This is a genomic window from Corynebacterium ammoniagenes DSM 20306 (genome assembly GCF_001941425.1).
Classification (GTDB): Bacteria; Actinomycetota; Actinomycetes; order Mycobacteriales; family Mycobacteriaceae; genus Corynebacterium; species Corynebacterium ammoniagenes.
The window spans coordinates 1368014-1391852 of the sequence record NZ_CP009244.1 but is presented as its reverse complement, the minus strand read 5'-3'; the positions used below and the strand labels follow the sequence as shown (position 1 = coordinate 1391852).

Annotated in this window: 21 protein-coding genes; 5 read left to right on the top strand and 16 right to left on the bottom strand. The window is 55.8% G+C overall.

Translation table 11 applies throughout. The annotated features are described in order from the left end of the window. Nucleotides 1–80 precede the first annotated feature (80 nt). From CAMM_RS06400 to aspS, 16 genes are all read right to left on the bottom strand, one after another. The gene (locus CAMM_RS06400; protein ID WP_003845709.1) at nt 81–935 is read right to left on the bottom strand and encodes a PPK2 family polyphosphate kinase; all 855 of its coding nucleotides are present in this window, start codon (nt 933–935) and stop codon (nt 81–83) included. A 121-nt stretch (nt 936–1056) separates the two neighbouring features. Next, the gene (gene nusB / locus CAMM_RS06395) at nt 1057–1779 is read right to left on the bottom strand and encodes a transcription antitermination factor NusB (RefSeq protein ID WP_075761585.1); all 723 of its coding nucleotides are present in this window, start codon (nt 1777–1779) and stop codon (nt 1057–1059) included. Nucleotides 1780–1877: 98 nt separating this feature from the next. Further along, nucleotides 1878–2441, bottom strand: coding sequence for an elongation factor P (gene efp, locus CAMM_RS06390; RefSeq protein ID WP_003845706.1), 564 nt, complete (start codon nt 2439–2441; stop codon nt 1878–1880). 125 nt (nt 2442–2566) lie between these two features. Beyond that, nucleotides 2567–3658 (bottom strand): aminopeptidase P family protein, encoded by a 1092-nt coding sequence (locus CAMM_RS06385; protein WP_003845704.1) that lies wholly within the window; start codon nt 3656–3658, stop codon nt 2567–2569. A gap of 137 nt (nt 3659–3795) precedes the next feature. After that, nucleotides 3796–4245, bottom strand: a complete 450-nt coding sequence (gene aroQ / locus CAMM_RS06380) for a type II 3-dehydroquinate dehydratase (RefSeq protein WP_003845699.1) — start codon at nt 4243–4245, stop codon at nt 3796–3798. Between the two features lie 28 nt (nt 4246–4273). Then, the gene (gene aroB / locus CAMM_RS06375; protein ID WP_003845698.1) at nt 4274–5344 is read right to left on the bottom strand and encodes a 3-dehydroquinate synthase; all 1071 of its coding nucleotides are present in this window, start codon (nt 5342–5344) and stop codon (nt 4274–4276) included. A 60-nt stretch (nt 5345–5404) separates the two neighbouring features. Beyond that, nucleotides 5405–5956 (bottom strand): shikimate kinase, encoded by a 552-nt coding sequence (locus tag CAMM_RS06370; protein WP_050759797.1) that lies wholly within the window; start codon nt 5954–5956, stop codon nt 5405–5407. Nucleotides 5957–5958: 2 nt separating this feature from the next. Further along, nucleotides 5959–7182 (bottom strand): chorismate synthase, encoded by a 1224-nt coding sequence (gene aroC / locus CAMM_RS06365; RefSeq protein ID WP_003845695.1) that lies wholly within the window; start codon nt 7180–7182, stop codon nt 5959–5961. Nucleotides 7183–7241: 59 nt separating this feature from the next. Then, nucleotides 7242–7694 (bottom strand): prepilin peptidase, encoded by a 453-nt coding sequence (locus tag CAMM_RS06360; RefSeq protein ID WP_003845693.1) that lies wholly within the window; start codon nt 7692–7694, stop codon nt 7242–7244. A 66-nt stretch (nt 7695–7760) separates the two neighbouring features. Beyond that, nucleotides 7761–8621: a shikimate dehydrogenase gene (locus CAMM_RS06355; RefSeq protein WP_003845691.1), complete on the bottom strand. Its 861-nt coding sequence runs from the start codon at nt 8619–8621 to the stop codon at nt 7761–7763. A 35-nt stretch (nt 8622–8656) separates the two neighbouring features. Next, nucleotides 8657–9814 (bottom strand): endolytic transglycosylase MltG, encoded by a 1158-nt coding sequence (mltG, locus tag CAMM_RS06350; protein WP_003845689.1) that lies wholly within the window; start codon nt 9812–9814, stop codon nt 8657–8659. 238 nt (nt 9815–10052) lie between these two features. Beyond that, nucleotides 10053–10580: a Holliday junction resolvase RuvX gene (ruvX, locus tag CAMM_RS06345; protein ID WP_075761528.1), complete on the bottom strand. Its 528-nt coding sequence runs from the start codon at nt 10578–10580 to the stop codon at nt 10053–10055. A gap of 17 nt (nt 10581–10597) precedes the next feature. Next, nucleotides 10598–13273: an alanine--tRNA ligase gene (gene alaS, locus CAMM_RS06340; RefSeq protein ID WP_040354528.1), complete on the bottom strand. Its 2676-nt coding sequence runs from the start codon at nt 13271–13273 to the stop codon at nt 10598–10600. A 195-nt stretch (nt 13274–13468) separates the two neighbouring features. Further along, nucleotides 13469–14941 carry a replication-associated recombination protein A gene (locus CAMM_RS06335; RefSeq protein ID WP_040354526.1) on the bottom strand — a complete coding sequence of 491 codons (1473 nt, stop codon included), beginning with the start codon at nt 14939–14941 and terminating at the stop codon, nt 13469–13471. Nucleotides 14942–15010: 69 nt separating this feature from the next. Further along, the gene (locus CAMM_RS06330; RefSeq protein WP_003845682.1) at nt 15011–16243 is read right to left on the bottom strand and encodes a hypothetical protein; all 1233 of its coding nucleotides are present in this window, start codon (nt 16241–16243) and stop codon (nt 15011–15013) included. 128 nt (nt 16244–16371) lie between these two features. Continuing rightward, nucleotides 16372–18183, bottom strand: coding sequence for an aspartate--tRNA ligase (aspS, locus tag CAMM_RS06325; protein WP_040354524.1), 1812 nt, complete (start codon nt 18181–18183; stop codon nt 16372–16374). A gap of 264 nt (nt 18184–18447) precedes the next feature. On the opposite strand from aspS, the gene ypfJ reads away from it, so the two are divergent. From ypfJ to CAMM_RS06300, 5 genes are all read left to right on the top strand, one after another. Then, nucleotides 18448–19347 (top strand): KPN_02809 family neutral zinc metallopeptidase, encoded by a 900-nt coding sequence (gene ypfJ, locus CAMM_RS06320; RefSeq protein WP_075761527.1) that lies wholly within the window; start codon nt 18448–18450, stop codon nt 19345–19347. A gap of 83 nt (nt 19348–19430) precedes the next feature. Beyond that, nucleotides 19431–20204, top strand: a complete 774-nt coding sequence (locus CAMM_RS06315; RefSeq protein WP_003845675.1) for a CBS domain-containing protein — start codon at nt 19431–19433, stop codon at nt 20202–20204. Nucleotides 20205–20312: 108 nt separating this feature from the next. Next, complete coding sequence (locus CAMM_RS06310) at nt 20313–21434, top strand: CE1758 family FMN-dependent luciferase-like monooxygenase (RefSeq protein ID WP_003845674.1); 1122 nt, start codon at nt 20313–20315, stop codon at nt 21432–21434. Between the two features lie 76 nt (nt 21435–21510). Then, a complete protein-coding gene (locus CAMM_RS06305; protein ID WP_003845672.1) occupies nt 21511–22167 on the top strand; it encodes a CE1759 family FMN reductase in 657 nt (218 codons plus the stop codon). Nucleotides 22168–22359: 192 nt separating this feature from the next. Next, nucleotides 22360–23772 carry an L-serine ammonia-lyase gene (locus CAMM_RS06300; protein ID WP_003845670.1) on the top strand — a complete coding sequence of 471 codons (1413 nt, stop codon included), beginning with the start codon at nt 22360–22362 and terminating at the stop codon, nt 23770–23772. The last annotated feature ends 67 nt before the right edge of the window (nt 23773–23839 follow it).

Genomic DNA, 23839 nt, shown 5'->3' with positions numbered 1-23839 from the left:
GCCATCACTAAGCGCCCACTTCCTGCTCGGGAGTGGGCGCTTCGTTGTCTTCGGCTGTGTCTGCGACGGTGTCTTCGCTGCTATTTCGAAGCCAGGATGCGCTGGCGCTCAACCTCGGGATCAAAGTCTGCCTCGGGCCACGATAGGTCCATCTCCCGCAACGCCTCGAGGATCAGAAACTTCAATGCCATGCGCGCATATTTCTTATTATCAGAAGGCAGAATGTACCACGGCGCATGATCTTCGTCCGTGCGGTTAATGGCGTCAGCATAGGCTCGGGAGTAATCCTGCCAAAAGCCACGTTCGGTGACATCAGATTCATCATATTTCCAGTACTTCTTCGGGTCGTCGACGCGCTCCAAGAGATTTTCTACCTGGAAGTCTTTGGAAATATGCAAAAATGCCTTGACGATGCGCACCCCACGGTCGGCGAGCTCTTTCTCATAGGTACGAATCGCATCAAAGCGGCGGTTAATTTCTTTCTCATCCACCCAGCCGTGCACGCGTTGGGTAACAACGTCTTCATAATGCGAGCGGTCAAAGGCCACAATTTGCCCCGGGCGCGGATCGTGGTTGCGGATGCGCCATAAGAAGTCATGCTCGAGTTCTTCTTCAGTGGGTTTTCCAAACCCCACCGTGGTCGTACCTTGCGGGTCAAAGACGGAGAAGACGGATTTTACCGCCCCGCCCTTGCCGGAGGTATCCATGCCTTGCAAGATGACCAGGATGGCTGGAGCATCAGGACCGAGTGCACGCCCATTGGCAAAGAGCAGTTCTTGAAGCTCGCTTAGTTCATCATCAAAGCGCTTGGCCTGCTTTTTCAGATCTTTCTTATCGCCAGTAAACCCAGGTGTTGAAGCCGGATCATAGTCGGTGAAATCAAAGGGTTTGTCCACGCGAAGTTTCAGGGCATCTTTGACTTTGAATTTGCTCATCTTTCCTACCCTACTCAGAAAACAACACCGCCTCGCCCAAATTCCACTCAGGGTGGACGGGCGAGGCGGCTTCAACTAAAGCACGCGTCTCAACGGGCTCAACAAGCTCAAGGGCTCAAGACTACTGCTGAGAGTTACTCTCAGTGCCAGCCTGTGGCGTTCCAGGTGTCTCAGGAGTTTCAGGGGTCTCGGGAACCTCGGACTCCCCCGGCTCCTCGGAGCCTTCAGGAGCAACTGAGTTCTCGGAATCAGCTTCTCGTGGCTCCTCTGAAACTGCCGGTTCCTCCGGTTCCTCCGGCGTCTCCTCGAAACCTGAGTCGATGGGATCGAGCTCATCTGCGTCAGCTGGCTCATCGGCTTCCGCCAGCTCCTCAGCTTCTGCTTCCACGTTCATGGGGTTGTCCTCGGAACGGGAATGCGCGACGTCATCAAGTACAGCGTTGATATACGGCGCTGCGGCATCGGTGGAGTATTCGCTAGCGAGCTCCACGCCTTCAGACACTGCGGTTGCCAAATCGATTTCCTCGGAGTTGTACAGCAATTCCCACACCGCCACGCGCATAATGGCGCGGTCAACGGCGGGGATTCGGTACAGCTCCCAATCTTCGGCCAAATAGCGCTCGATGGTGCTATCGATGGTGTCCAGCTCTTCTGCTACCCCGGTGACGAGCACCTTGGTGTATTCGGCGATAGGAGCCACGCCGTGTTCATCTTCGCGCGCCAGCTTAATGCGGTCTTCCACGATAGCCACCGGGTCCATGTCGCGGTTTTCCGCTTCGTACATGATGTCGGCCGCCCGGCGGCGTGCCCGGTACCGTGCACCATGACGGCGCAGCTTGGGCACACGCTGAGAAGTGGCTGTGGATTCAGCCGATGCTTCAGCCCGTGCTTCAGGTGTTTCCGGCGTTTCCGGCGCGTTATTGGAGTGTTCTTCAGTCACGATTAGTTGCTCACACGAGACTGGTACTCGCCCGTGCGGGTATCAATGCGGACTACGTTGCCAATTTCAATAAACAGTGGAACATGGATCTCCGCGCCGGTTTCCAAGGTTGCTGGCTTGGTGCCGCCCGATGAGCGGTCGCCTTGCAGACCTGGCTCCGTGTGCTCAATCTTGAGCTCAACAGAGATAGGAAGCTCAGCAAAAAGAGCGTCGCCCTCATAGAAGGAAACCTGCACGCGCATGTTTTCCTGGAGGAACTTCGCGGAGTCGCCGAACTTTTCTTCCGGCAGCTCGACCTGCTCGTAGTTGGTGTCATCCATGACAACGTAGCTGGTGCCGTCGTTGTACAGGTACGTCATATCGCGACGGTCAACCGTAGCGGTTTCAACCTTGGTGCCTGCACTCCAAGTCTTATCGGTTACCTTGCCGGTAACAACATCTTTGAGCTTGCTGCGCACAAAAGCTGGGCCCTTGCCCGGCTTAACGTGCTGAAACTCAATAATCTGCTGAAGCTTGTTATCAATTTTTAAAACAAGCCCATTCTTGAAGTCGCTGGTATCTGCCACGAGAATCTCCTGTGATGGTTCGTGTAAAAGTACGGTCTATTATCCTACTACAGCCGCGTGTGCACACGTTACTGGACTAAGTCTTGCGGCTAAATAAGGTTCTATGTGCGCAGTCTAGGCTTTTGCTAGATAATGCGCAGCTCCTTCGAGGACGGGGTAATAATCTTCGGCACGCCCGAGGTAATAATCAAGGTGTCTTCAATGCGCACGCCACCTTTACCTGGAACGTAAATACCAGGCTCAATAGTCAGCGTCATATTTTCTTCCAGATGTCCCTTGCCGGTTACCGCAGCTGAAGGGCCTTCGTGGACATGCAGGCCAATGCCATGACCGGTGGAGTGGACAAAGTATTCACCATAGCCGGCATCTTCAATGATCTGACGGCATGCCCGGTCGACGTCGTACAACGCAGTGCCCGGGGTCGCTGCCGCCACGCCAGCTAATTGCGCCTCGAGCACAATATCGTAGATTTCTTTGGCAAAATCAGTAACTTCACCGGCGACAAAAGTACGCGTCATATCGGAGTTGAAGCCGCGCAAATGCGCACCAAAGTCAATGGTGATGAGATCACCTTGTTCAATCACGCGGTCTTCGGCGCCGTGGTGCGGCTTGGCGGAATTCGGCCCGGATGCCACGATGGTGTCAAAGCTCACGCGCTCTGCACCGGCTTTGCGCATGCGGTATTCCAGATCCGCTGCGACCTGCCGCTCGGTGCGACCGATGGCCAACTCCCCTGCGTCCAGCAGATCTTCTAGGGCATTATTGGCCAGCAGCGCAATGCTTTCGAGCTGCTCCAGCTCGAAGTAGTCCTTCTTCTCGCGCTGCTTTTCAATCACTCCGGTCACTGGCACGAGCGTGACATCGGCTGGGCAGGCTTCCTCAAATTTCTTAAACTCTGCAACAGAGACATACGCAGCTTCAAAGCCGACGCGCTGTGGTCCTTCCAGTGTTTCCAAAAGGTTTGGGCCTACCCTGCGCTGAATCATGGCTTCGATATCAGGTACTTCTTCAGCGATTTGAGTGGTGTACCGACCATCGGTGGTCACTACCGCAGAGAGATCCTTGCGCAACAGCAGCGCGCCATTGGAACCAGAAAAGCCCGTCAGGTAGCGCATGTGAGTCAGGTCAGTAACTAAAATTGCATCGATACGCTGCGCTGCCAACGTTGCCGCCAGCGCGCGGCGCCGGTCACTAAAGCGAGTATCTGCCAAGCCCATAATTGCTATTCTTCCTTTTCTCTCATGTCATCGCCGTGCCGTTATACACCGGCCATGATCCACCTGGTCTGCACACCAGACCAGTACCAATGACCCACCTGCGGGGTCTGCTGTCCACTACTGTGTAGCTTAGCCGCCTAGGCCTTTTTCGGTGCAAAATCCTGGGTGAAATATCCCAGCGCAGCCACATAGCCGTAGACTCCCAGACCTGCGATAACACCGACTGCTTTATCGGAGAGGTAGGAGTGCTGGCGGAATTCTTCACGCGCGTGCACATTGGAGATATGGACCTCGACAAAGCCCTTGCCATCGGCAATCTCCGCTAGGGCATCACGCAAGGCCACTGAGGTATGAGTAAAGGCACCGGGGTTGATAATTACCGCTGCGCCCTCATCGGCGGCGGCATGCACGGTATCCAGCAACACACCTTCGTGGTTGGACTGCACAAAATCTAATTCCACACCGGCGTTATCCGCATGCTTGCGCACGAGCTGTTCAATATCGGCCAAGGTGGTCGAGCCATAGATTTCCGGCTGACGCTTTCCCAGTCGGTTCAAGTTTGGGCCGTTGACTACAACAATCTTCATACTATTTCCGCTTTCTTGGGTGAATTTTTTAGCTCGAGATCACATCATAGGCCGCACGCAGATTCTCCACGCTGGGCCCCTCTAAACGGGTGGTGTTTCCCACACCGGTTAACGCCACAAAGCGCAGGTTGCCGTGACGGTTTTTCTTATCGCGCGTCATAGCCTGGTAAAGCTCGTCAAAATGTCCTGGCTCATAGGTGGTGGGCAAGCCAATATTGCGCAGGATTCGCTCATGCAAAGCGACCACGTCGGCATCGATAAGCCCCTGTGCGTAAGAAAGCTGTGCGATGAACATCATGCCCACCGCAACCGCGTTGCCATGGCGCCACCGGTAGTTCTCGCGTAGCTCCACCGCGTGGCCGAAGGTGTGGCCATAGTTTAGAGTTTCGCGCAGGCCGGCTTCCTTGAGGTCTTCGCCCACGACCTTGGCTTTGACCGCGACAGAGCGCGCAATAAGTTCAGGCAGGAATCCCTCCGGGTCGATACACGCCGCGGGGTCTTGTTCATAGCGCTCGATGATAACTGGGTCGAGGATGAAACCAGTCTTAATAATTTCGGCAGAGCCGGCAACAATCTCCTGCGCCGGCAGCGTGCGCAGTCGCTGCAAATCGATAAAGACGGCCGATGGCTCGTGGAATGCGCCCACGAGGTTTTTACCAGCCGAGGTATTAATACCGGTCTTGCCGCCGACTGCGGCATCAACCATCGCCAGCAAGGTCGTGGGCACCTGGATGACTTTAATGCCGCGCATCCAGGTAGCAGCCACAAAACCTGCCATATCTGTTACGGCTCCGCCGCCGAGGCCGACGATGGCATCCGTGCGGGAGAAATTTTCTTCCCCCAACCGGTCCCATAGCCTAATCGGGGTTTCCACCTGCTTGCCGGCCTCGGCATCAGGTACTTCTTCCACCACGACGTACAGACCTTCCGCGCGCAATTGCTCGGCAAGCTCAGCGGCTGGTTCAGCAATGGCGGGTTGATGGACCACCATCACCTTGTCAGCACCGGTTGCTTTCGCATGCTTAGCGATGCCCGCGTTGAGGTCGTGGTCAATGACCACCTCGTAGGGCGAAGGTCCGTTCACTGCGATTGTGGTCATGGTGGGCAAAGCCTTTCTTTCAAACTGGGTAATCCATTGTGGCGGGTAGGTGTAAGCCTCTTAGGAGCACACGGTCTCGAGGAACCCGAGGATATCGCCGACTACTTGCTGTGGCGTGCGGTCATCGGTGCGCGCGCGGAAATTCGCCACCTCCCGGTATAAAGGCTGACGCTCTTCCAACAACTGGCGGTAGTGTTCAGCAGGGTCATCAGCTGCGAGCACCGGGCGGGTGGATTCGCGGGCGGTTCGGCGTGCGCCTTCTTCTGCGGAGACATCAACGAGCACCACCACGTGGTTGACCAAGAGTTGCCGGGTTGATTCCGTTAAAATTGCGCCGCCGCCGAGCGAAACCACGCCGTCAGATTGCAGCGCCTCGGCGACGTGCTCGGCCTCAATCTCTCGGAATTTCGGCTCGCCTAAACCGGCAAACACTTCACCGCAGGAGGTGCCTTCAGCTTCTTCGATGAGCTCGTCAGAATCGACGAGACCCACATTTAAAGCACGCGATAAGCGCCGGCCGATGGTGGATTTGCCAGCACCGGGAGGACCGACCAACACAACGCGCGGGCGCGTTTCAGCAGTTGGCTGCGGTGGAATATTGGTAAGAGTCATGATCAATTGTCCTGGTCGAAAGCCAAACGTTCTGCGACGTATTCCTGGTAAGCAGCAATATTGCGCTTGGTCTCAGCAAGGCTGTCGCCGCCAAATTTATCCAGCACGGCACGCGCAAGCACCAAAGCCACCATGGACTCGGCAACCACGCCGGCAGCGGGGACAGCGCAGACATCAGAGCGCTGGTGGATGCCGGTTGCAGCTTTACCGCTTGCCATATCCACGGTCTTCAGCGCACGTGGCACCGTGGAAATAGGCTTCATGGCCGCGCGCACGCGCAGCTGCTGGCCATTGGTCATGCCACCTTCGAGCCCGCCGGCGCGGTTGCTCAAGCGGTCCACGCCATCATCGGTGCGCACCATTTCATCATGAGCTTCGGAACCTGGACGACGTGCTTCTTCAAAGCCATCGCCGATTTCTACGCCCTTGATCGCTTGGATACTCATTAACGCAGCAGCCAACTGGGCATCGAGGCGGTCATCGCCGGAGATGTGTGAGCCCAAGCCAATCGGCAGGCCATCTACAACTACTTCTACGATGCCACCGAGGGTATCGCCTTGCTTTTTGGCCTTTTCAATCTCGGTGACCATCGACTCGCCTGCGGCCTGGTCGAATGCGCGCACCGGGGATTCATCGATGGCATCTAATGCATCAAAGGTCGGCGCTGGGCCTTCATAAGGCTCCGAGCGGCCAATGGAGATCACATGCGAGAGCACTTCGACGCCCAGGCACTCGCGCAAGAAGCTGCGCGCGACGGTGGCGGCAGCAACGCGTGCAGCGGTTTCACGCGCCGAGGAACGTTCCAAAATAGGGCGCGCTTCGGAATGTCCGTATTTGATCATGCCCGCAAAGTCCGCGTGGCCGGGACGTGGACGGGTCAACGGTGCACCGCGTCCGGAATCCATGGCTTTAGCGACCTCGGGATCATCCATGTCCAACTTTTCTGGGGACATGATGGTGGTCCATTTTGGCCATTCGGTATTGCCAATCATGATGGCAATCGGGCTGCCCAGGGTATAGCCATGACGGATGCCTGTCAGCAGCGTCAATTCATCCGCCTCAAACTTCATGCGCGCACCGCGGCCATAGCCGAGGCGACGACGAGCGAGCTGGAATGAAATTTCATCACGGTCAACGGGTACACCAGCCGGCATATGCTCAAGCATCGCAATGAGCGCCTGGCCGTGGGATTCTCCTGCAGTAGTCCAACGAAGCATGCCAACCATTATCACACGGGGGCAGCCGCAATGAACCATTTGCCTCCAGGTTTGATTCAGCACTCCCCCTACAGTGGTGTAAAAATCACCACCGCGGTGGCTAAAAGCATGGCCGGACCGTTCGGTGGGTCAGAAAATCGCAGTGCTTGTCGATGCCCCTTCCATCGCAGACCCATGCCCCACACCACGGCCACAACAGCGGTTAAGGCTATTGCGACCATCACGGCAACGACGCCCGCGTAAACGGCAATAACGATGCCCAAGGGCACCGCCAACTTGATATCGCCGCCGCCCATGCCGTGGCCGTGACTTATCACCGCGAGCACGAGATACAGCACCGGCCAGATAAGCCCCCAGAGCCCCACCCACTGCAGGGTCGATAAAATCCACGCAAGGGCCAGGCCCCCGACCGGTAGCGTGAGAAAATCCGGCAACCGTCGCTGCCGGATATCATAAACACACAGTACAAGCGCCCACACAAGCGCAATGAGTAAAAGAAACGACGAGAACCAGCTAGTCACAGACACACTCCCCCAAGTATGTTGCCCAGTGCTCCTACGGTACGAGGCGTGTACCCGAGCTTGTTACTAGTACAGTCTATTGACGTTTCTATCGCGCATGTAGTGATGCAAGGCATCAAACATGGCCTCGCGGGGAGCTTTATGGCCCGTGAACTGCTCAAATTGGCTAAATGATTGATAGGCCAGCATGCGGTGCCCACCCACCGTCGGGTAGCCATCGGCGGCAGCATGCACGGTCAGCGGCGTTGGCCACGGATCGTAGATGACATCCAGAATCGGCGCGTACGCCAGCGCTTTGTGGTGCCCTTCCAAAGCCGGTGAGGGCACGGTAGAGACAATTACTTCTGCACGCTGCGCGATACTTGCAATATTGTCATCATAGGTGACCGGGGAAATCTCCAGGTCGAGCTCGTCCATCAAGTGCGTGAGCTCTTCGCGACGGTCGGTGCGGTTGAGCAAATCAATGTGCTTAATACCGCGCTGGGCCAAGGCCCACAAGGCCGGCCGTGCCGTTCCGCCCGAGCCGATAAGCAAGGCACGCGGTGCAGGCTTGAAAGAATCCAGCAGGCGCATGCCATCTGCTCGGCCGAGCAATTCCGTCAGCGCTCCTTCAACACCTTCGGTATCAGTATTATCCGCGCGCCAGCCGCCGTCGATGCGCACTAACGTATTAGCGGAGCCCATCAGCCGCGCACGGTCTGTCACCTCGGTCGCCATGTTCAGCGCCGCAAACTTTCCTGGCATGGTGACCGAAAAGCCACGGTAGTCATCGTCGACTTCGCCCACGATGTCGGGCAGCGTCTGCGCATCGGTTTCAATGCGCGAATAGGACCAATCGTCCAGCCCTAGAGCCTTATACCCTGCGGTGTGCAGAATTGGGGACATGGAATGGGCAATGGGCTGACCCAAGACCGCTGCGCGTGGCATAAAACCTCAAAGCTCCTTGTAAACCGGAAATAAAACTATGGGCGTTGTGTATCTAGAATGCCAGAATCGATGGCGCGATCTACCTGCTCGAGGTGCTCTTCGAAGGTATTGGTAAAGACCGTGGTGCCTTGATCATCGATGGTGACAAAGAAGAGCCACTCGCCTTCCGCTGGGTTTTCCATCGCGGTGATGGCTTCCTCGGAAGGCGATGCAATTGGGGTTTCAGGCAGTCCATCCATCGCGTAGGTATTCCACGGCGTGACCTTTTCGCGGTCTTCATCGGTGGTCGCCAACTCAACATCTTCGAGGCCGTAGTTAACCGTGGAGTCGAATTCCAAGCGCATGGGCTCATCCAAGCGGTTCAAAATCACGCGCGCTACCTTATCGAATTCACCGGCTGGTGCTTCGCGCTCAACCAAAGAGGCAGAGGTCAAAAGCTCATACGGGGTAATGCCGATAGCGCGGGCACGGTCTTCAATACCGGTCTCGTTGTAACGCTCGGTGGAACGAGTAATCAGGTCGGTGAGGATTTCTTCCGCGTTCATATGCGGATCCAAAACGTATTGTCCCGGAGCAATCAGACCTTCGATACGCTTTGGGTCATCGCCACGAGCACGAATATCGTCCAAAGCCCACTCGGGAGCACCCAACTGCGCAGGGTCAACCGTGGCAGCGGTGTTTTCGAGCTCTTCCTTCTTCACGCACTGACCATCATTACAGGTCACCGCCTCAATCAAGGAGTAGATACCGTAGCGGGTATCGCCGCCCAGGACGTTGATATCCATCAGCGTCGAACCGCCCTGAACTTCCAGCATGTCCACGCGATTTTCTTCGTTCAGCAGTGCCTCCACAGCTGAGCTGGCGCTCATCTGGCCCTGCAGGCGGTAAAAGCCGGGCTGAATATTGCCGGCATCCATATTGCTAGCTGCGGCAGCCTGGAAGGCGCCATCTGATTTAACGATATCGCGCTGTTCCAGCTCCGGGCCCAGCTGTGAGATCGACGAGCCCTCAGGAATCTGCACGAGCTCCACGGTGCCATTGCCGTCACCTTGGTAGTCGTTACCGTCTGATTCGCCACCACTACCGCTTATCACGCGGATGGCAATGTAGACCACGGCTCCGATGATCAACACGAAAGAAGAGATCAGTACCGCAAGTCCGCGTTGGCGGCGCTTGACATGAACTGGCTTCATGGATTTGGCCAGTCGAGGATCTTTGTGGCTCACGAAGGTTACGGCTCCTTGGGGTCGTTTGCATTGTAAATGCCTGACGGTGGTTCACAATGTTGCCATCTACAAGTATTAACGCCACCACAGTAGTCGCTCAATGTTCGTTAAGCGAGCAGGCATACCGATAAATCGTTACCTTTTTGAGATATCCTAGCGTCAATTCTGAGATAACGCTGGGAAACGGCGTAGTGACTTATCCACCTTAATCTTTCAAGGCGACTACTCGCCCATCGAGCCAGGATTGCAGGATTTCTACCGCTGCAGCCTGGTCAATTACCGCGCGGCCCTTCTTTTCGCTTACCCCCGACGCACGTAGCGCCGTGGTCGCTGCGACGGTAGTAAGTCGCTCATCGCCCATACGCACCACCGGCACCGGGTGTGGCGGGGTGGGATCGGTCGCAAAAGGCTTATTCAAACGGCGTTTGAGACGAAAAGCAATCTCTTTGGCGTGCTTCACGCTCGCCGAGCCGTTGCCCTGCAAATCGCGGGGTAATCCCACCACAATTTCCACGATGGCGTACTCCGAGATAATCGCCAGCAGCTTATCGATGTCCGCCTTGTCGGAGTCTTTCAGTCCAGTTTCCCGGGGCACGGTTTCCACGGGCATCGCCAAGCGCGCATCCCTGTCCGAGACAGCGACGCCGATGCGGACCGTACCGACGTCTAAGCCAAGACGCCGGCCGGAGCCGGGATCATCTACGCCTGGGGAATCTGGTGAAACTTTCGCCATCGGTCTATTGGCTTTCGTTATAGCTTGTCGGCGAAGTCACGAACAGCTGCAAAGCCCTGTTCCACACCGCCAGGATTATTGCCAGCGCCTTGAGCCATATCCGGCTTGCCGCCACCGCGGCCATCGACATATTCGCCAAAGAGCTTGACGATGTCCCCGGACTTCACACCGCGTGCCACAGCGGACTTCGTCGCAGCTGCGATAAATGGCAACTTGTCACCACTAGCTGCTGCGAGAACGATGATCGCATCCTCGTTTTGCATGCGGTTGCGCAAGTCAGTGGCGAGCGTGCGCAGGTCACCGGCAGCAACACCCTGTGGCAGATCCAAGGTCAGCACCTTAAAGCCATTGATGTCTTGGGCCTGAGCGACAAACTCCGCCGACTTGGCCTGCAGCTGAGCTTGGTGCAGCTTGGCAATTTCTTTTTCGGCCTGCTTGAGCTTGTCGGTCAGCGCTGCGATACGGCCCGGCAGGTCATCGGAAGGAACCTTGAGGTCCTTCGACACGGCATCGACAAGCGCTGCTTCCTTGGAGTAGTACTTAAACGCATCCATGCCGGAGTAGGCCTCAATACGACGCGCGCCTGAGCCCACCGAGGATTCACCCAGCACGGATACGGGACCAATCTGGGAAGAATGTGCAACGTGGGTACCACCGCACAGCTCGATGGAAAATGGTCCACCGATTTCCACTACGCGGACATTGTTGCCGTAGTTTTCACCGAACAAAGCCATTGCGCCCATGGCCTTGGCTTCCTCGAGTGAGGTTTCAATGGTGTTGACAGCCAAGTCGGAGTCGACTGCCTGGTTGGCGATAAGAGCAATCTCATCCAACTGATCCGCGCTGAGCTGCTCGGTGTAGTTGAAGTCAAAGCGCAAGTAGCCCGGACGGTTCAACGAACCAGCCTGCACAGCCGTTGGGCCAAGAACCTGGCGCAGCGCAGCGTGAATTAGGTGCGTTGCGGTGTGCGCCTGGGTCGCACCGTGGCGCCATTGTTGATCGACCTCAGCGGTTACTGCCGAGCCCAAATCCAGACCACCGGATGCCACGGTTGCCTTGTGCACCCACAGCTTCTTACCGATTTTTTGCACGTCATTGACGTCCAAGACGGTACCGCCAGTAAAGATGCGACCGCGGTCAGCCATCTGTCCACCGGATTCCGCATACAGCGGGCTGTGGTCCAAGATGACTTCAATCTGCTCGCCTTCACCCGCAGAGGTGACCTTTTCACCATCGCGAACTAGGCCGATGACCTTGGCATCAGAAGCCAGTTCTTCATAGCCGGTAAAGATGGTGGGTTGGTTATCTACCCACTCGCGGTACAAAGTCTCATCAGCATGGCCGTGCTTTTTCGCGCGGTTATCCGCCTTAGCGCGCTCGCGCTGTTGCGCCATCGCAGCATCGAAGGAATCCATGTCAACGTCGAGTCCGGCTTCGGCAGCCATCTCCAACGTCAGGTCAATCGGGAAACCGTAGGTGTCATGCAGCTCGAAAGCCTCATCACCTTTAACCACGGTCTTGCCCTGTGACTTCGCTGCAGCAGCGACCTCATCGAAGCGGTGGGTACCCGACTCCAAGGTCTTTAAGAAAGACTTCTCTTCATTGAGAGCAACGCGCAAGATGCGCTCGCGGTTTTGCGCGATCTCTGGGTACGACAGCTCCATGGTGTCCATGATGGTGTTCATGAAACGCTCCAAGACCTCTGCCTGTGCTCCCAGCAGACGTGCGGAACGGATAATGCGGCGAACCAAACGGCGCAGGATATAGCCACGGCCCTCATTGGATGGAGTAACACCATCCAAAATCAGCATCATGGCGGTGCGAGAGTGGTCTGCAATCACGCGGAAGCGCACATCGTTGATGCGCTCTGCCTTTGGGTCTTCGTAGCTCGCGCCGGTGACCTTTTCTGCCTCGGCGATTACCGGTGCCAGAAGGTCGGTCTCATAGACGTTGTCGACATTTTGCAAGATACAGGCCACGCGCTCGACGCCCATACCGGTATCAATGTTTTTCTTGGGCAGTTCACCAAGGATCTCGAAATTGCCCTTGCCGTCGCCTTCGCCGCGGATATTTTGCATAAAGACGAGGTTCCAGATTTCCATGTAGCGGTTATCATCCGCTTCTGGGCCGCCTTCGACACCATATTCTGGGCCGCGATCGTAGTAGATCTCTGAACACGGTCCACAAGGCCCTGGAACGCCCATGGACCAGTAGTTGTCTTCCATGCCCATGCGTTGGATGCGCTCTTTGGGTACACCGACCTTGTCGTGCCAAATATCAGCTGCCTCGTCGTCATCGAGGTAGACGGTGACCCACAGGCGGTCTGGCTCTAGGCCAAAGCCACCGTCGTCAACGGAATTGGTCAGCAGTGCCCAGGCGTTTTTAATGGCGCCTTCTTTAAAGTACTGGCCAAAGGAGAAGTTGCCCGCCATCTGGAAGAAGGTGTTGTGGCGAGTGGTGATGCCTACTTCTTCAATATCCAAGGTGCGCACGCACTTTTGGATAGAGGTTGCCAAACCATTGGGATAAGGCGGGTTTTGCTGACCTAAGAAATAAGGCTTGAAAGGAACCATGCCAGCATTGACGAACAGCAGGTTCGGATCATCCAGAATCAATGAGGCGCTCGGTACCGCTTCATGTCCACTATTGACGAAGTGTTGGGTAAACCGTTCGCGAATCTCATGAGTCTTCACTGTGCAGTGTCCTTTGATATCTATCGGTTGCATCTATCTGCTGTATCAATTGGCAGCGATAAAACAACTACTACTGAACTAAATCTTTCGCCCGCACTCTATCAGTCTCTATACAGCGCGGACTTAACACACAAGACTTTACCCGCCTTGTGCGCTAGTTCGGAATACGGGGCAGGATTTTCAGACGAGAAAATCTTATTTGCCCCGACCAGCGTTTTTATCATCGCGCACAATATTGCGCAGACGCGGCAGGTATTCCTGAATACGTTTTTCCGCGCCGTGATTCGTGGGGTGGTAATACTGGGCATCGACAAGCTCTTCTGGCAAGTACTGCTGCCCGACCACACCGCGTGGATCATCATGCGGGAATTGATAGCCCACGGCACTTCCCAAGCGCTGCGCGCCCTCATAGTGCCCATCGCGCAAGTGCGGTGGGACATGCCCAATTTTCCCGCGAGCAATATCTTCTTGTGCGGCAGCGATTGCTTGCATGACTGAATTGGATTTCGGTGCTGTGGCCAAATGAATCACTGCCTGGGCAAGCGGAATGCGCGCTTCCGGCAGCCCGATCAACTGCGCCGCCTGTGCGGCTGCAACTGCGGTGGGCAAGGCCGTGGGATCCGCCATGCCAATATCTTCTGACGCATGCACGATCAGCCGCCGCGCGATAAAGCGAGGGTCCTCCCCTGCTTCGACCATGCGGGCTAGATAGTGCAACGCCGCGTCTACATCCGATCCGCGAATAGATTTAATAAACGCTGAGACCACGTCATAATGCTGATCGCCGTCGCGGTCATAGCGCACCACCGCACGATTGACGCTGGCATTCAAGATTTCCGAGGTCAACACCGGCTTCGCAGCCTCTGGCTGCTCTGTCTCCGCGCCAGTGTGGTCCTCCGCCTCGGAGTCGGTGGCGGTATCTTCGCTTGCAGCATCTTCGGCCGTTTCCGCGGCAGCTTCCAAGTAAGTCAGCACCCGGCGGGCATCACCACCAGCGAGCATCGTCAGCTGCTTCTTTGCATCATCAGCGATCGTGATGCGCCCATCTAATCCTCGTGGGGACTCGATGGCGCGATCAATGAGTTCACTGATGTGTTCCGGTTCCAAAGAATTAAGCTGCAACAACAAAGAACGCGACAATAGTGGTGCCACCACCGAAAAGGACGGGTTCTCCGTCGTCGCCGCTACCAACAAGACGGTGCGGTTTTCAACAGCAGCCAGCAAAGCGTCCTGCTGGGTTTTAGAAAACCTGTGGACCTCATCAATAAAAAGCACCGTGCGCACACCCCGGATAGCTTCTTGGCGGGCATGCGTGATGACTTCACGGACTTGTTTCACACCAGAATCCAGCGCTGATAGGCCCACGAAGTTCTGCCCCATTGCTGAGGCAATCAACGACGCGATGGTGGTCTTGCCCGTACCGGGCGGGCCATACAAAATAACGGAGGCTTCACCGGAGCCTTCCACCAATCGGCGCAAGGGCTTTCCGGGAGCAAGCAAATGGTCTTGTCCCAACACTTCGTCCAATTGTTGCGGGCGCATGCGTGCTGCCAGCGGCGAGCCACTGTGGGATGCAAACATCGATCCACCGCGACCAGTGATGCCAGATGCAGATTCGCCCTCCGAGCCGATAGAAGAGCTCGTGGGAAATAGCGAGTCCTGGGCCATGTCTACCTACTAACCTTAAGACGAGAATCCAACAATCTAAGCGCTTCGGCCAGCACGAGAGCCCAACGATTAGATCTGGTGATAATTTCCGGGATAAATTTCCTGAAGTCGTTCTGCCACTTGCTGGCTGAAATCTCCGATGATCTGATATTCCTCAGCATACGTACCGCGTCCGCGCCGAGCTGCAAAGCGATGCAGAGATTCAAAAGTCTCAAAGAGATCGCGGCGAATCAACAGCTCATCTTCGCTAAACGGAGTGTCGCTGCTCGGACGCAACAAAGAGTTGGCGATCCGGTCATCGATTTCCCGGTTCTCGGAAGAAAAAGCTGCGAGTTCTTCGATTCCACCGGTGTACATCGTAGCAACGCTCGATAACGCCCAGCCGATCAGTGAACGGACAATCAAGCGGTTAAGCTCTTCACTTTCACCGAAACGTGGCCAGGTTTCCACGACCTCGCGCGCCCATGCGTGCACAAAGACATCGGCCTCGTCATCTGAAATGGGACGTGCGAAGAGAAATTGTGGGAATCCAGCAATCACGCAAGCGACGTCAAAACCGACGTTGCGGAAGCCCGCCCATTCATAATCAAGAAAGGAAATCTTCTGCGAGACAATGATGTTATCTGGGGACAGGTCAAAGGGTGTAAACGCCCGTTCATTCCCACTGAGCAATGTCGCGGCCGAAGCATTGGCATACTGCGTGACTTCCTCGGGTGGGGTAAGCCCTGCGCGCTCTAGGACTTCCAAGCCCAAGTAGATGGAGTTGTGCAGCGCTTCTGCACGCAATTGGTGATTGACAATATCCGGTTGGTTGCGGATTACCCGGTTAGCTAATGCTTCAAAGTCCGGCTCACGTCCTGCCGTATCGGCATGCATCTGCCCTAATTCGGTGCCCAGGGCGCGAATTACCTGCATGCGTTCTTCATCATCAGCCTTGATCAAAGTATCCGACAAAGTATTGGAATCGCCCAAGTCTGTCAGGACCAAAATACGCTGATCAATATCATGCGCTAGCAGCACTGGTCCGGGCCGAGTGTCCTCCGACAGTGACGTGGTGAATTGATATGCCACGACTTCACTAATAAAGGCCACATCATCAATGGCGTGCCCGGTTGGCGGGTTGTGCTTGAGCACCACCGTGCGCTGCTGCAGAAATGGCGAGGACGCTACGCGAGCGCGTAAGACAATCGCGTGACCGGAACCAGAAAGCCGCTCAATTTCGGAGAGTTTTTGTTGACCGCCAAATCGCCGCGACAGCAAGTCCTGAGCAATGTCGACGACTTGTTGTTGTTCCAGATTCACGGTCTTCTCCTTGGGTGTGAAACCACTACTACCACTGTAATAGCTTTGTGGTGGAAAATAGTGTTTTCGACTGCTAAATTCAGCGCCCGGGCAACCGGGTAGAAACCGGTGCCCGGGAGAGGGTTTGTTTAGGCCTTCGCCTTGTCTTCTTCCTTGGACTTAGCCTTTTCAGGCTTGAAGTCAACACCAGTTTCCTTACGCTGCTGTGCAGGAATTGGAGCTGGCGCGTCCGTCAGTGGGTCGACACCGCCGCCCGACTTCGGGAAGGCAATGACATCGCGGATGGAGTCAAAGCCGCCGAGCAGGGAGACAATGCGGTCCCAGCCAAAGGCGATGCCACCGTGTGGTGGTGCGCCGTACTGGAATGCATCCAGCAAGAAGCCGAACTTCTCTTGTGCTTCTTCCTCGCCGATACCCATGACGTTGAATACGCGCTTTTGCACCTCAGCGTTGTGGATACGGATGGAACCGCCACCGATTTCGTTACCGTTGCACACGATGTCATAGGCATATGCGGTTGCTTCACCTGGGTTGTCATCAAACGAGTCCAACCACTCAGGCTTCGGAGAAGTAAACGCGTGGTGCACGGCAGTCCAGGAGGAGTTGCCCAGTGCGACATCACCAGATGCGGTTGCTTCTGCTGCTGGTTCAAACATTGGCGCATCGACAACCCAGGTAAATGCCCAGTCGCCTTCTTTAATGAGGTCATTCTTGCGTGCGATCTCACCACGTGCTGCACCCAGCAGCGCGCGGGACGACTTGGTATCACCTGCGGCGAAGAAGATGGCATCGCCAGGTTTTGCGCCGACGTGCTCTGCAATTCCTTCGCGCTCAGCGTCAGTGATGTTTTTCGCCACTGGGCCGCCGAGGGTGCCGTCTTCTGCAACGGTGATATAAGCAAGGCCCTTTGCACCGCGCTGCTTTGCCCATTCTTGCCAAGCATCGAATTGGCGACGTGGCTGGGACGCGCCACCTTCCATCACAACAGCGCCGACATATTCATTTTGGAATACGCGGAAGGTGGTGTCCTTGAAGAAGTCGGTGCACTCTACAAGCTTGATGTCAAAGCGCAGGTCCGGCTTATCACTGCCGTAGTACTTCATGGCATCGGCGTAGGTCATCCGTGGAATTGGCGTGGTGATTTCATAGCCAATGAGCTTCCACAGCTCAGCGATGATCTCTTCGCCCAAGGCAATGACGTCTTCTTGGTCCACGAAGGACATCTCGACATCCAGCTGGGTAAATTCTGGCTGGCGGTCCGCGCGGAAGTCTTCGTCGCGGTAGCAACGCGCTAGCTGATAGTAACGCTCCATGCCGGCGACCATGAGCAGCTGCTTAAACAGCTGTGGCGACTGTGGCAACGCGTACCAGGAACCTGGCTTAAGCCGTGCTGGCACGAGGAAGTCACGCGCACCTTCTGGGGTCGAGCGGGTGAGCGTTGGGGTTTCAATCTCGGTGAACTCGTGGTTATCGAGCACGCGGCGGGCAGCACGGTTCGCTGCAGAACGCAGGCGCAATGCATCGCCTTGTGCCTTGCGACGCAGGTCGAGGTAGCGGTAGCGCAGTCGTGCTTCTTCACCCACCTCGCCAGAGGTCGATGGGTCATCAATCTGGAATGGCAGTGCTGCTGACTTATTCAACACCTCAAGCTCGGTGACATTGAGTTCGATCTCGCCAGATGCCAGATTCGGGTTTTCAGAACCTTCTGGACGAGCTTCCACAACGCCAGTTACCCTCACGACGAATTCTGAGCGCAGCTCGTGAGCTTGCTCTGCTACCTCAGATTCGCGGAATACTGCCTGGGCGAGACCGGAACGGTCGCGCAGGTCAATAAAGATAACGCCGCCGTGGTCACGACGTCGGGAAACCCAACCGGTTAAGGTGACGGTTTCGCCGGTGAGCTCTTTGCGGAGTTCGCCCGCTAGGTGTGTACGCAACACGTTAGTGTTCATTCCTTTCAGATATGCAACCACTTCCCCGAGCATCGCCTTGCGTAGACAGCGCGCGCGACAAGCTCGAAGAAGACATGAACGGCCCAAGTCTACTCGCCTTCGTTGTCCCCAGCGCCGAAGGGGGTCAATCTTCTTCGACGCTCGCCCACGAGCCTGTGTTCGAGCAACCAGGCCGCAATTTCTTTGTCACAGCTTTGAAAAATCTTCTTGCGTCACCATATTTCTCGTCCTTTGCTGTGGCATGATCAGCTCATGACATTCAAAAAGGGTTCCGTTCCGCAGGGCAGACGCGCTTCGTCCGGTCGCGGAGGCCGCGGGGGCATGATCGCTGCCGGCGGTGGTCTTGGTTCAGTGTTGTTGGTCGGTCTTTTCCTTCTCTTGGGCGGTAGCCCGTCGCAAATCGATGACGTTTTCGGCGGACAAGACCAGTCACAGCCGGCGATCGAAGGCGGCGAGGAAAGCACCGACGCCTTGGCACACTGCCAAACCTTGGAAGATGGCAATACTTATGCCGATTGCCGCGTTGATTACACCGGCATTTCCGTCGATAACGTGTGGGCCGAGGTACTTCCCCAGCAGGCTGGCATTGACTACACGGAACCGGGTCGCAATATTTTCCGCGATGCCACCCAGACTGGCTGCGGTGCGGCATCCTCAGCCACCGGCCCGTTTTATTGCCCCGGCGATCAAACTGCCTATTTTGATGTCTCGTTCTTTGAACAGCTCGAGCAATTAGGCGGCTCCGATGCGCCATTGGCACAGATGTATATCGTTGCCCACGAATTTGGCCATCACGTGCAGCAGCTTGAAGGCACCCTAGGGTTGTCGAATTATAACGACCCCGGTGCAGATTCCAACGCTGTCAAAATTGAGTTGCAGGCAGACTGCTACGCCGGAATTTGGGCATCGCACGCTGATAAGGGCGAGGATGCACTATTGGAGCCAATCACCCCGGAGCAAGTAGCCACAGCAGTAGATACTGCCCGCGCGGTGGGCGATGACAATATCCAGCAACGCTCCGGCGGGGAGATTCGTCCCGATACTTTTACTCACGGCAGCTCCCAGCAACGCCAGGATGCTTTCCTGACCGGCTATAACGAAGGTTCCATGGCATCATGCGACTTCCTCGAGCGCGGGGTTTACAACTCCTAAAGCGTCAAAACAGCTACATAAGTCCACCTCACCAGTAGTTCGACGCCGGCGCAGCACGAGGAAATATCGGTAACCTCAAGTCCATGACGCCTTCTTCACAAGAGCAAGAACTCCCGTCCCGGACTAATGCCGCGGACTATCAAAGCCGGGCTATCCCCTTCTTGGCCGCATTTAATGATATTGAAACGCATTTGCGTATTACGCTCGATGCCAAGCGCTCTGATTCTTTTTGGTGGATGGTCGACCGCGCCGTGGACAAGCACCTGCTCTCACGCCGGCAGGGCGAAGTGCTCAAAGATTATGGAAATCTTCGCAACGCCATCTCCCACGGCCGCTACCACGATGGCGAGCCGATAGCCGAGCCGCATCCGGTGGTCGTGGAAGATATTGAAATGTTGCGCGGGATATTAATGGACCCACCCATTGCACTCAGCATCCTTCAGCCCACTGACGTCGTGAGTCTGACTCCATCTTCAGCCATTTCCGAGGCCTTGCACGTAATCCGCAAGCAAGGTTATGCGCAGATCCCCGTCTATGAGGACAATAAATTTGTCCAGCTATTGACCACCAACACCATCTCCCGGTGGGTGGCTCGTGATCTGGCGGATAATAACACGCTAGATGCGCGCACCATCGGTGATGTTTTAGCCATGGTGGACAAAGTCGATGAGGCGGTATTTCTAGCGCGCGAAACTACAGCGCAAGAAGCAGTCGATGCCTTGATTAGTCCCGATAAGAATGGCCGGCTCCCCTACGCGGCCATCGTCACGGAGACAGGCAATCGCAACCAACGCCCATTACGGATCATCACCTCATCTGACCTCGCGGTTTTAATTGATTCTTTAAGTATGGAATAGATTCCGCCACTTCTTGTTGACATGTCATAGATATGTTAAGCTACACTTCGTAAACACTTAAAGCTTGAAGTTAAACTCCTCCGCGCACCCAAAGTTAGGACTCTGAAAATGCAATTTGGAATCATGACCATTGGCGATGTCACCCAAGACCCGCTAACCGGCAAGACCCCGACCGAGCACGAGCGCATTAATTCCATGACCCAGATCGCGCTTAAGGCCGAGGAAGTAGGGCTGGACGTCTTTGCCACGGGCGAGCACCACAATCCACCGTTTGTGCCCTCCTCGCCCACCACGCACTTGGGTTATATCGCAGCGCAGACAGAAAATCTCATCCTGTCGACATCGACTACGTTGATTACCACCAATGACCCACTGAAGATCGCCGAAGACTTCGCCTTCTTGCAGCACCTATCCGGCGGGCGCGTGGATTTGATGATGGGCCGCGGCAACACCGGTCCGGTGTACCCATGGTTTGGCAAGGACATCCGCGAAGGTATCCCTTTGTCGATTGAAAATTACCACTTGCTGCGCCGTTTATGGCGCGAGAAGAACATTTCTTGGGAAGGTAAATTCCGCACCCCGCTGCAGGGATATACCTCTACGCCGTTCCCACTCGATGATGTCCCACCATTTGTCTGGCATGGTTCCATCCGCTCGCCACAGATTGCAGAGCAAGCAGCATTTTATGGCGATGGCTACTTCCACAACAATATCTTCTGGAATAAAGAACACGTCGCGCAAATGGTCGGCATGTACCGTCGCCGCTTCGAAGCCTATGGCCACGGCCGCGCGGACCAAGCCATCGTCGGCCTCGGCGGGCAAATCTTCGTCGCCGACACCGAAGAAGAAGCAAAGAAGCAGTTCCGCCCTTACTTCGATGTCGCACCGGTCTACGGACACGGCCCCAGCTTGGAAGAATTTACCGAGCTAACTCCACTGACCGTCGGCACCGTGGAGCAGGTCATTGACCGCACCATGCAATTTGCCGACTGGGTCGGCGATTACCAGCGCCAGCTCTTCCTCATGGATCACGCCGGTCTGCCACTGGAAGTTGTGCTCAACCAGATCGAAATCCTGGGCACCCAGATCGTTCCGGAGCTGCGTCGTCGCATGGAAGAACGTCGCCCTGAGCACGTGCCGTCCAACCCACCGTCACACGCATCGCTGAAGGCCAACCGCGAGAACCCGCACTTCCAGGTCGCACCGGGCAAGGTAGCAGAGGAATCCTAGGACAATCGTGCCTATCTCTACCGGGTAGGCTGGATAGACCTACAGCTTTATTTGAATGAAAAGAGTTGAATAGATAATGCGTTCGTTGGCGGTTGTCACCGCAGGCTTGTCCACCCCGTCATCGACTCGCCAGTTGGGCGAAAAGATTGCCGCGGCCGTGGATAGCGCCGTTACCTCGCGCGGTGAGGCCATTGAAGTTCACTATATTGAAGCTCGTGATTACGCCGAAGAATTGGCAGCATCACTAGTTAACATGGCTGCGGAGACGCCATTGCTTGACGATGCCAGAAAGACGCTTTCTGCAGCCGACGGCCTCATCGTGGTGACCCCGATTTTCCAAGGCAGCTATTCCGGGCTGTTTAAGATGTTCTTCGACTCCCTGGATGTCGAAAGCATCAATGACATGCCGACTATCATCGCGGCAACCGCAGGTTCCGCACGCCACAGCATGGTGCTGGACTTTGCGTTGCGACCTTTGATGACGTTCTTGCACGCGATGGTGATGCCCACCGGCGTATTCCAGGCGACCGAGGACTTTGGCACTCCCGAAGGCACACGCATCGAACAGCGTATTACTCGCGCCGCTGAGGAATTAGCGAATTTCATCGTTGCTAACCCCGACCATGTCGAAGGTCTTGCCAAGGACTTCTCCCACAGCACTGGCAGAAAACGCAAGTCTGGGGTGGGAATTGATACTGATGATTTCGTCCCGATGTCTGACTTACTAAAGTAAACACGACGCTGAGCAGCGTTAATACGCTGACTCAGCATGCGCACGTTGATGTGAATATTTATCTAGTGCCAATGGCGAATTAATTCTTGCCATGGGCGTTAGACTGTCACATAGATACGTGCGCATTTTTTAGTTTTGCGCTGTTTTACTTTCCTGCTTCATCTTCTATTGCACAAGGAAGGAAGTCTTGAGATGACTATTAGCGTCATTGACATCTTCTCCATCGGCGTCGGGCCATCGTCTTCACATACCGTCGGCCCCATGCGTGCGGCCAAGACCTTTGTGGAGTCTTTGCCCCACATACCAGCCACCGTGCACACCGAGCTGCGCGGTTCCTTATCCGCTACGGGTAAAGGCCACTCCACTGACCGCGCCGTCATTTTAGGACTAGCCGGCTGGACGCCGCTGACTGTTCCCGTCGATGCCGAACCCCGCGCTGGCAGTCTGATTGCCCGCGAAGGCTCGATCTCTGGTCCCGCGGGCAGTATGAATTACTCAATTGCGTTTAATAACAAGCCCGTTCCCGAACACCCCAATTGCCTGATCTTTAGTGCCTGGGATAAAGACGGTAATGAACTTGCCAGCAATATGGAGTACTTTTCCGTCGGTGGCGGTTTCGTGCTCTCCCGTGCCGAGTTAGATGCGCAGCTGCAAGAAACTCAAGAGGTCCCCGCTGGCATGGCCGCAGCACAAAATAACGATGATGCCATGCCCTATGATTTCACCACTGGTGATCAGCTCTTGGCCTTGTGTCACGAACACGATAAGACCATCTGGGAGATTGTCGCCGCGAATGAAGACTTCATCCACCGCGACGACGGCGGTATTGCGAAAGTTAACGCACACTTAGATCTGGTGTGGGATGTTATGCGCGAGTGCGTGACCGATGGCATCTCTGCGAAAGGAATTCTGCCTGGCGGCCTGCAGGTTAGCCGCCGTGCGCCACAGCTCTATGCCCAATTACTCGATCACCGCGATGATCCGGCATCCGGGTTTTCTGCGATGGAATGGGTCAACCTTTATGCCCTTGCTGTCAATGAGCAAAATGCTGCCGGCGGCCGCGTGGTCACCGCTCCGACCAATGGTGCTTGCGGCATTATCCCCGCGGTATTACACTACGCGCGCGATTTCCTGCCCGATTTCACGCGCGAAACTGCATGTCGCTTCCTGCTCACCGCTGGTGCCGTCGGCATGATCATCAAACAAAATGCGTCTATTTCCGGCGCGGAAGTCGGCTGCCAAGGCGAGGTCGGCTCTGCTTCTTCCATGGCGGCTGCCGGTTTGGCAGAAATTTTGGGTTCAACGCCTGCCCAGATTGAAAACGCGGCGGAAATCGCCCTGGAGCATAACTTAGGCCTGACCTGCGATCCCGTCGGTGGATTGGTGCAAATTCCGTGTATCGAGCGCAATGCGATCGGTGCTGTGAAGTCTATTAATTCCGCGCGCTTGGCACGCATGGGTGAAGGCACACACCACGTCACCTTAGATAATGCCGTGCAGACCATGGCCGAAACCGGCCGCGATATGCACACCAAGTACAAAGAAACCTCCCTTGGTGGTTTGGCAAAGACCTTAGGAATCTCTGTCTCCCACGTGGAGTGCTAAGCGTGGGCTGAGCTCACACGCTTATGACAGCAAAAAGCGCCGTGCCTGTCATTTTGAACCAGCACGG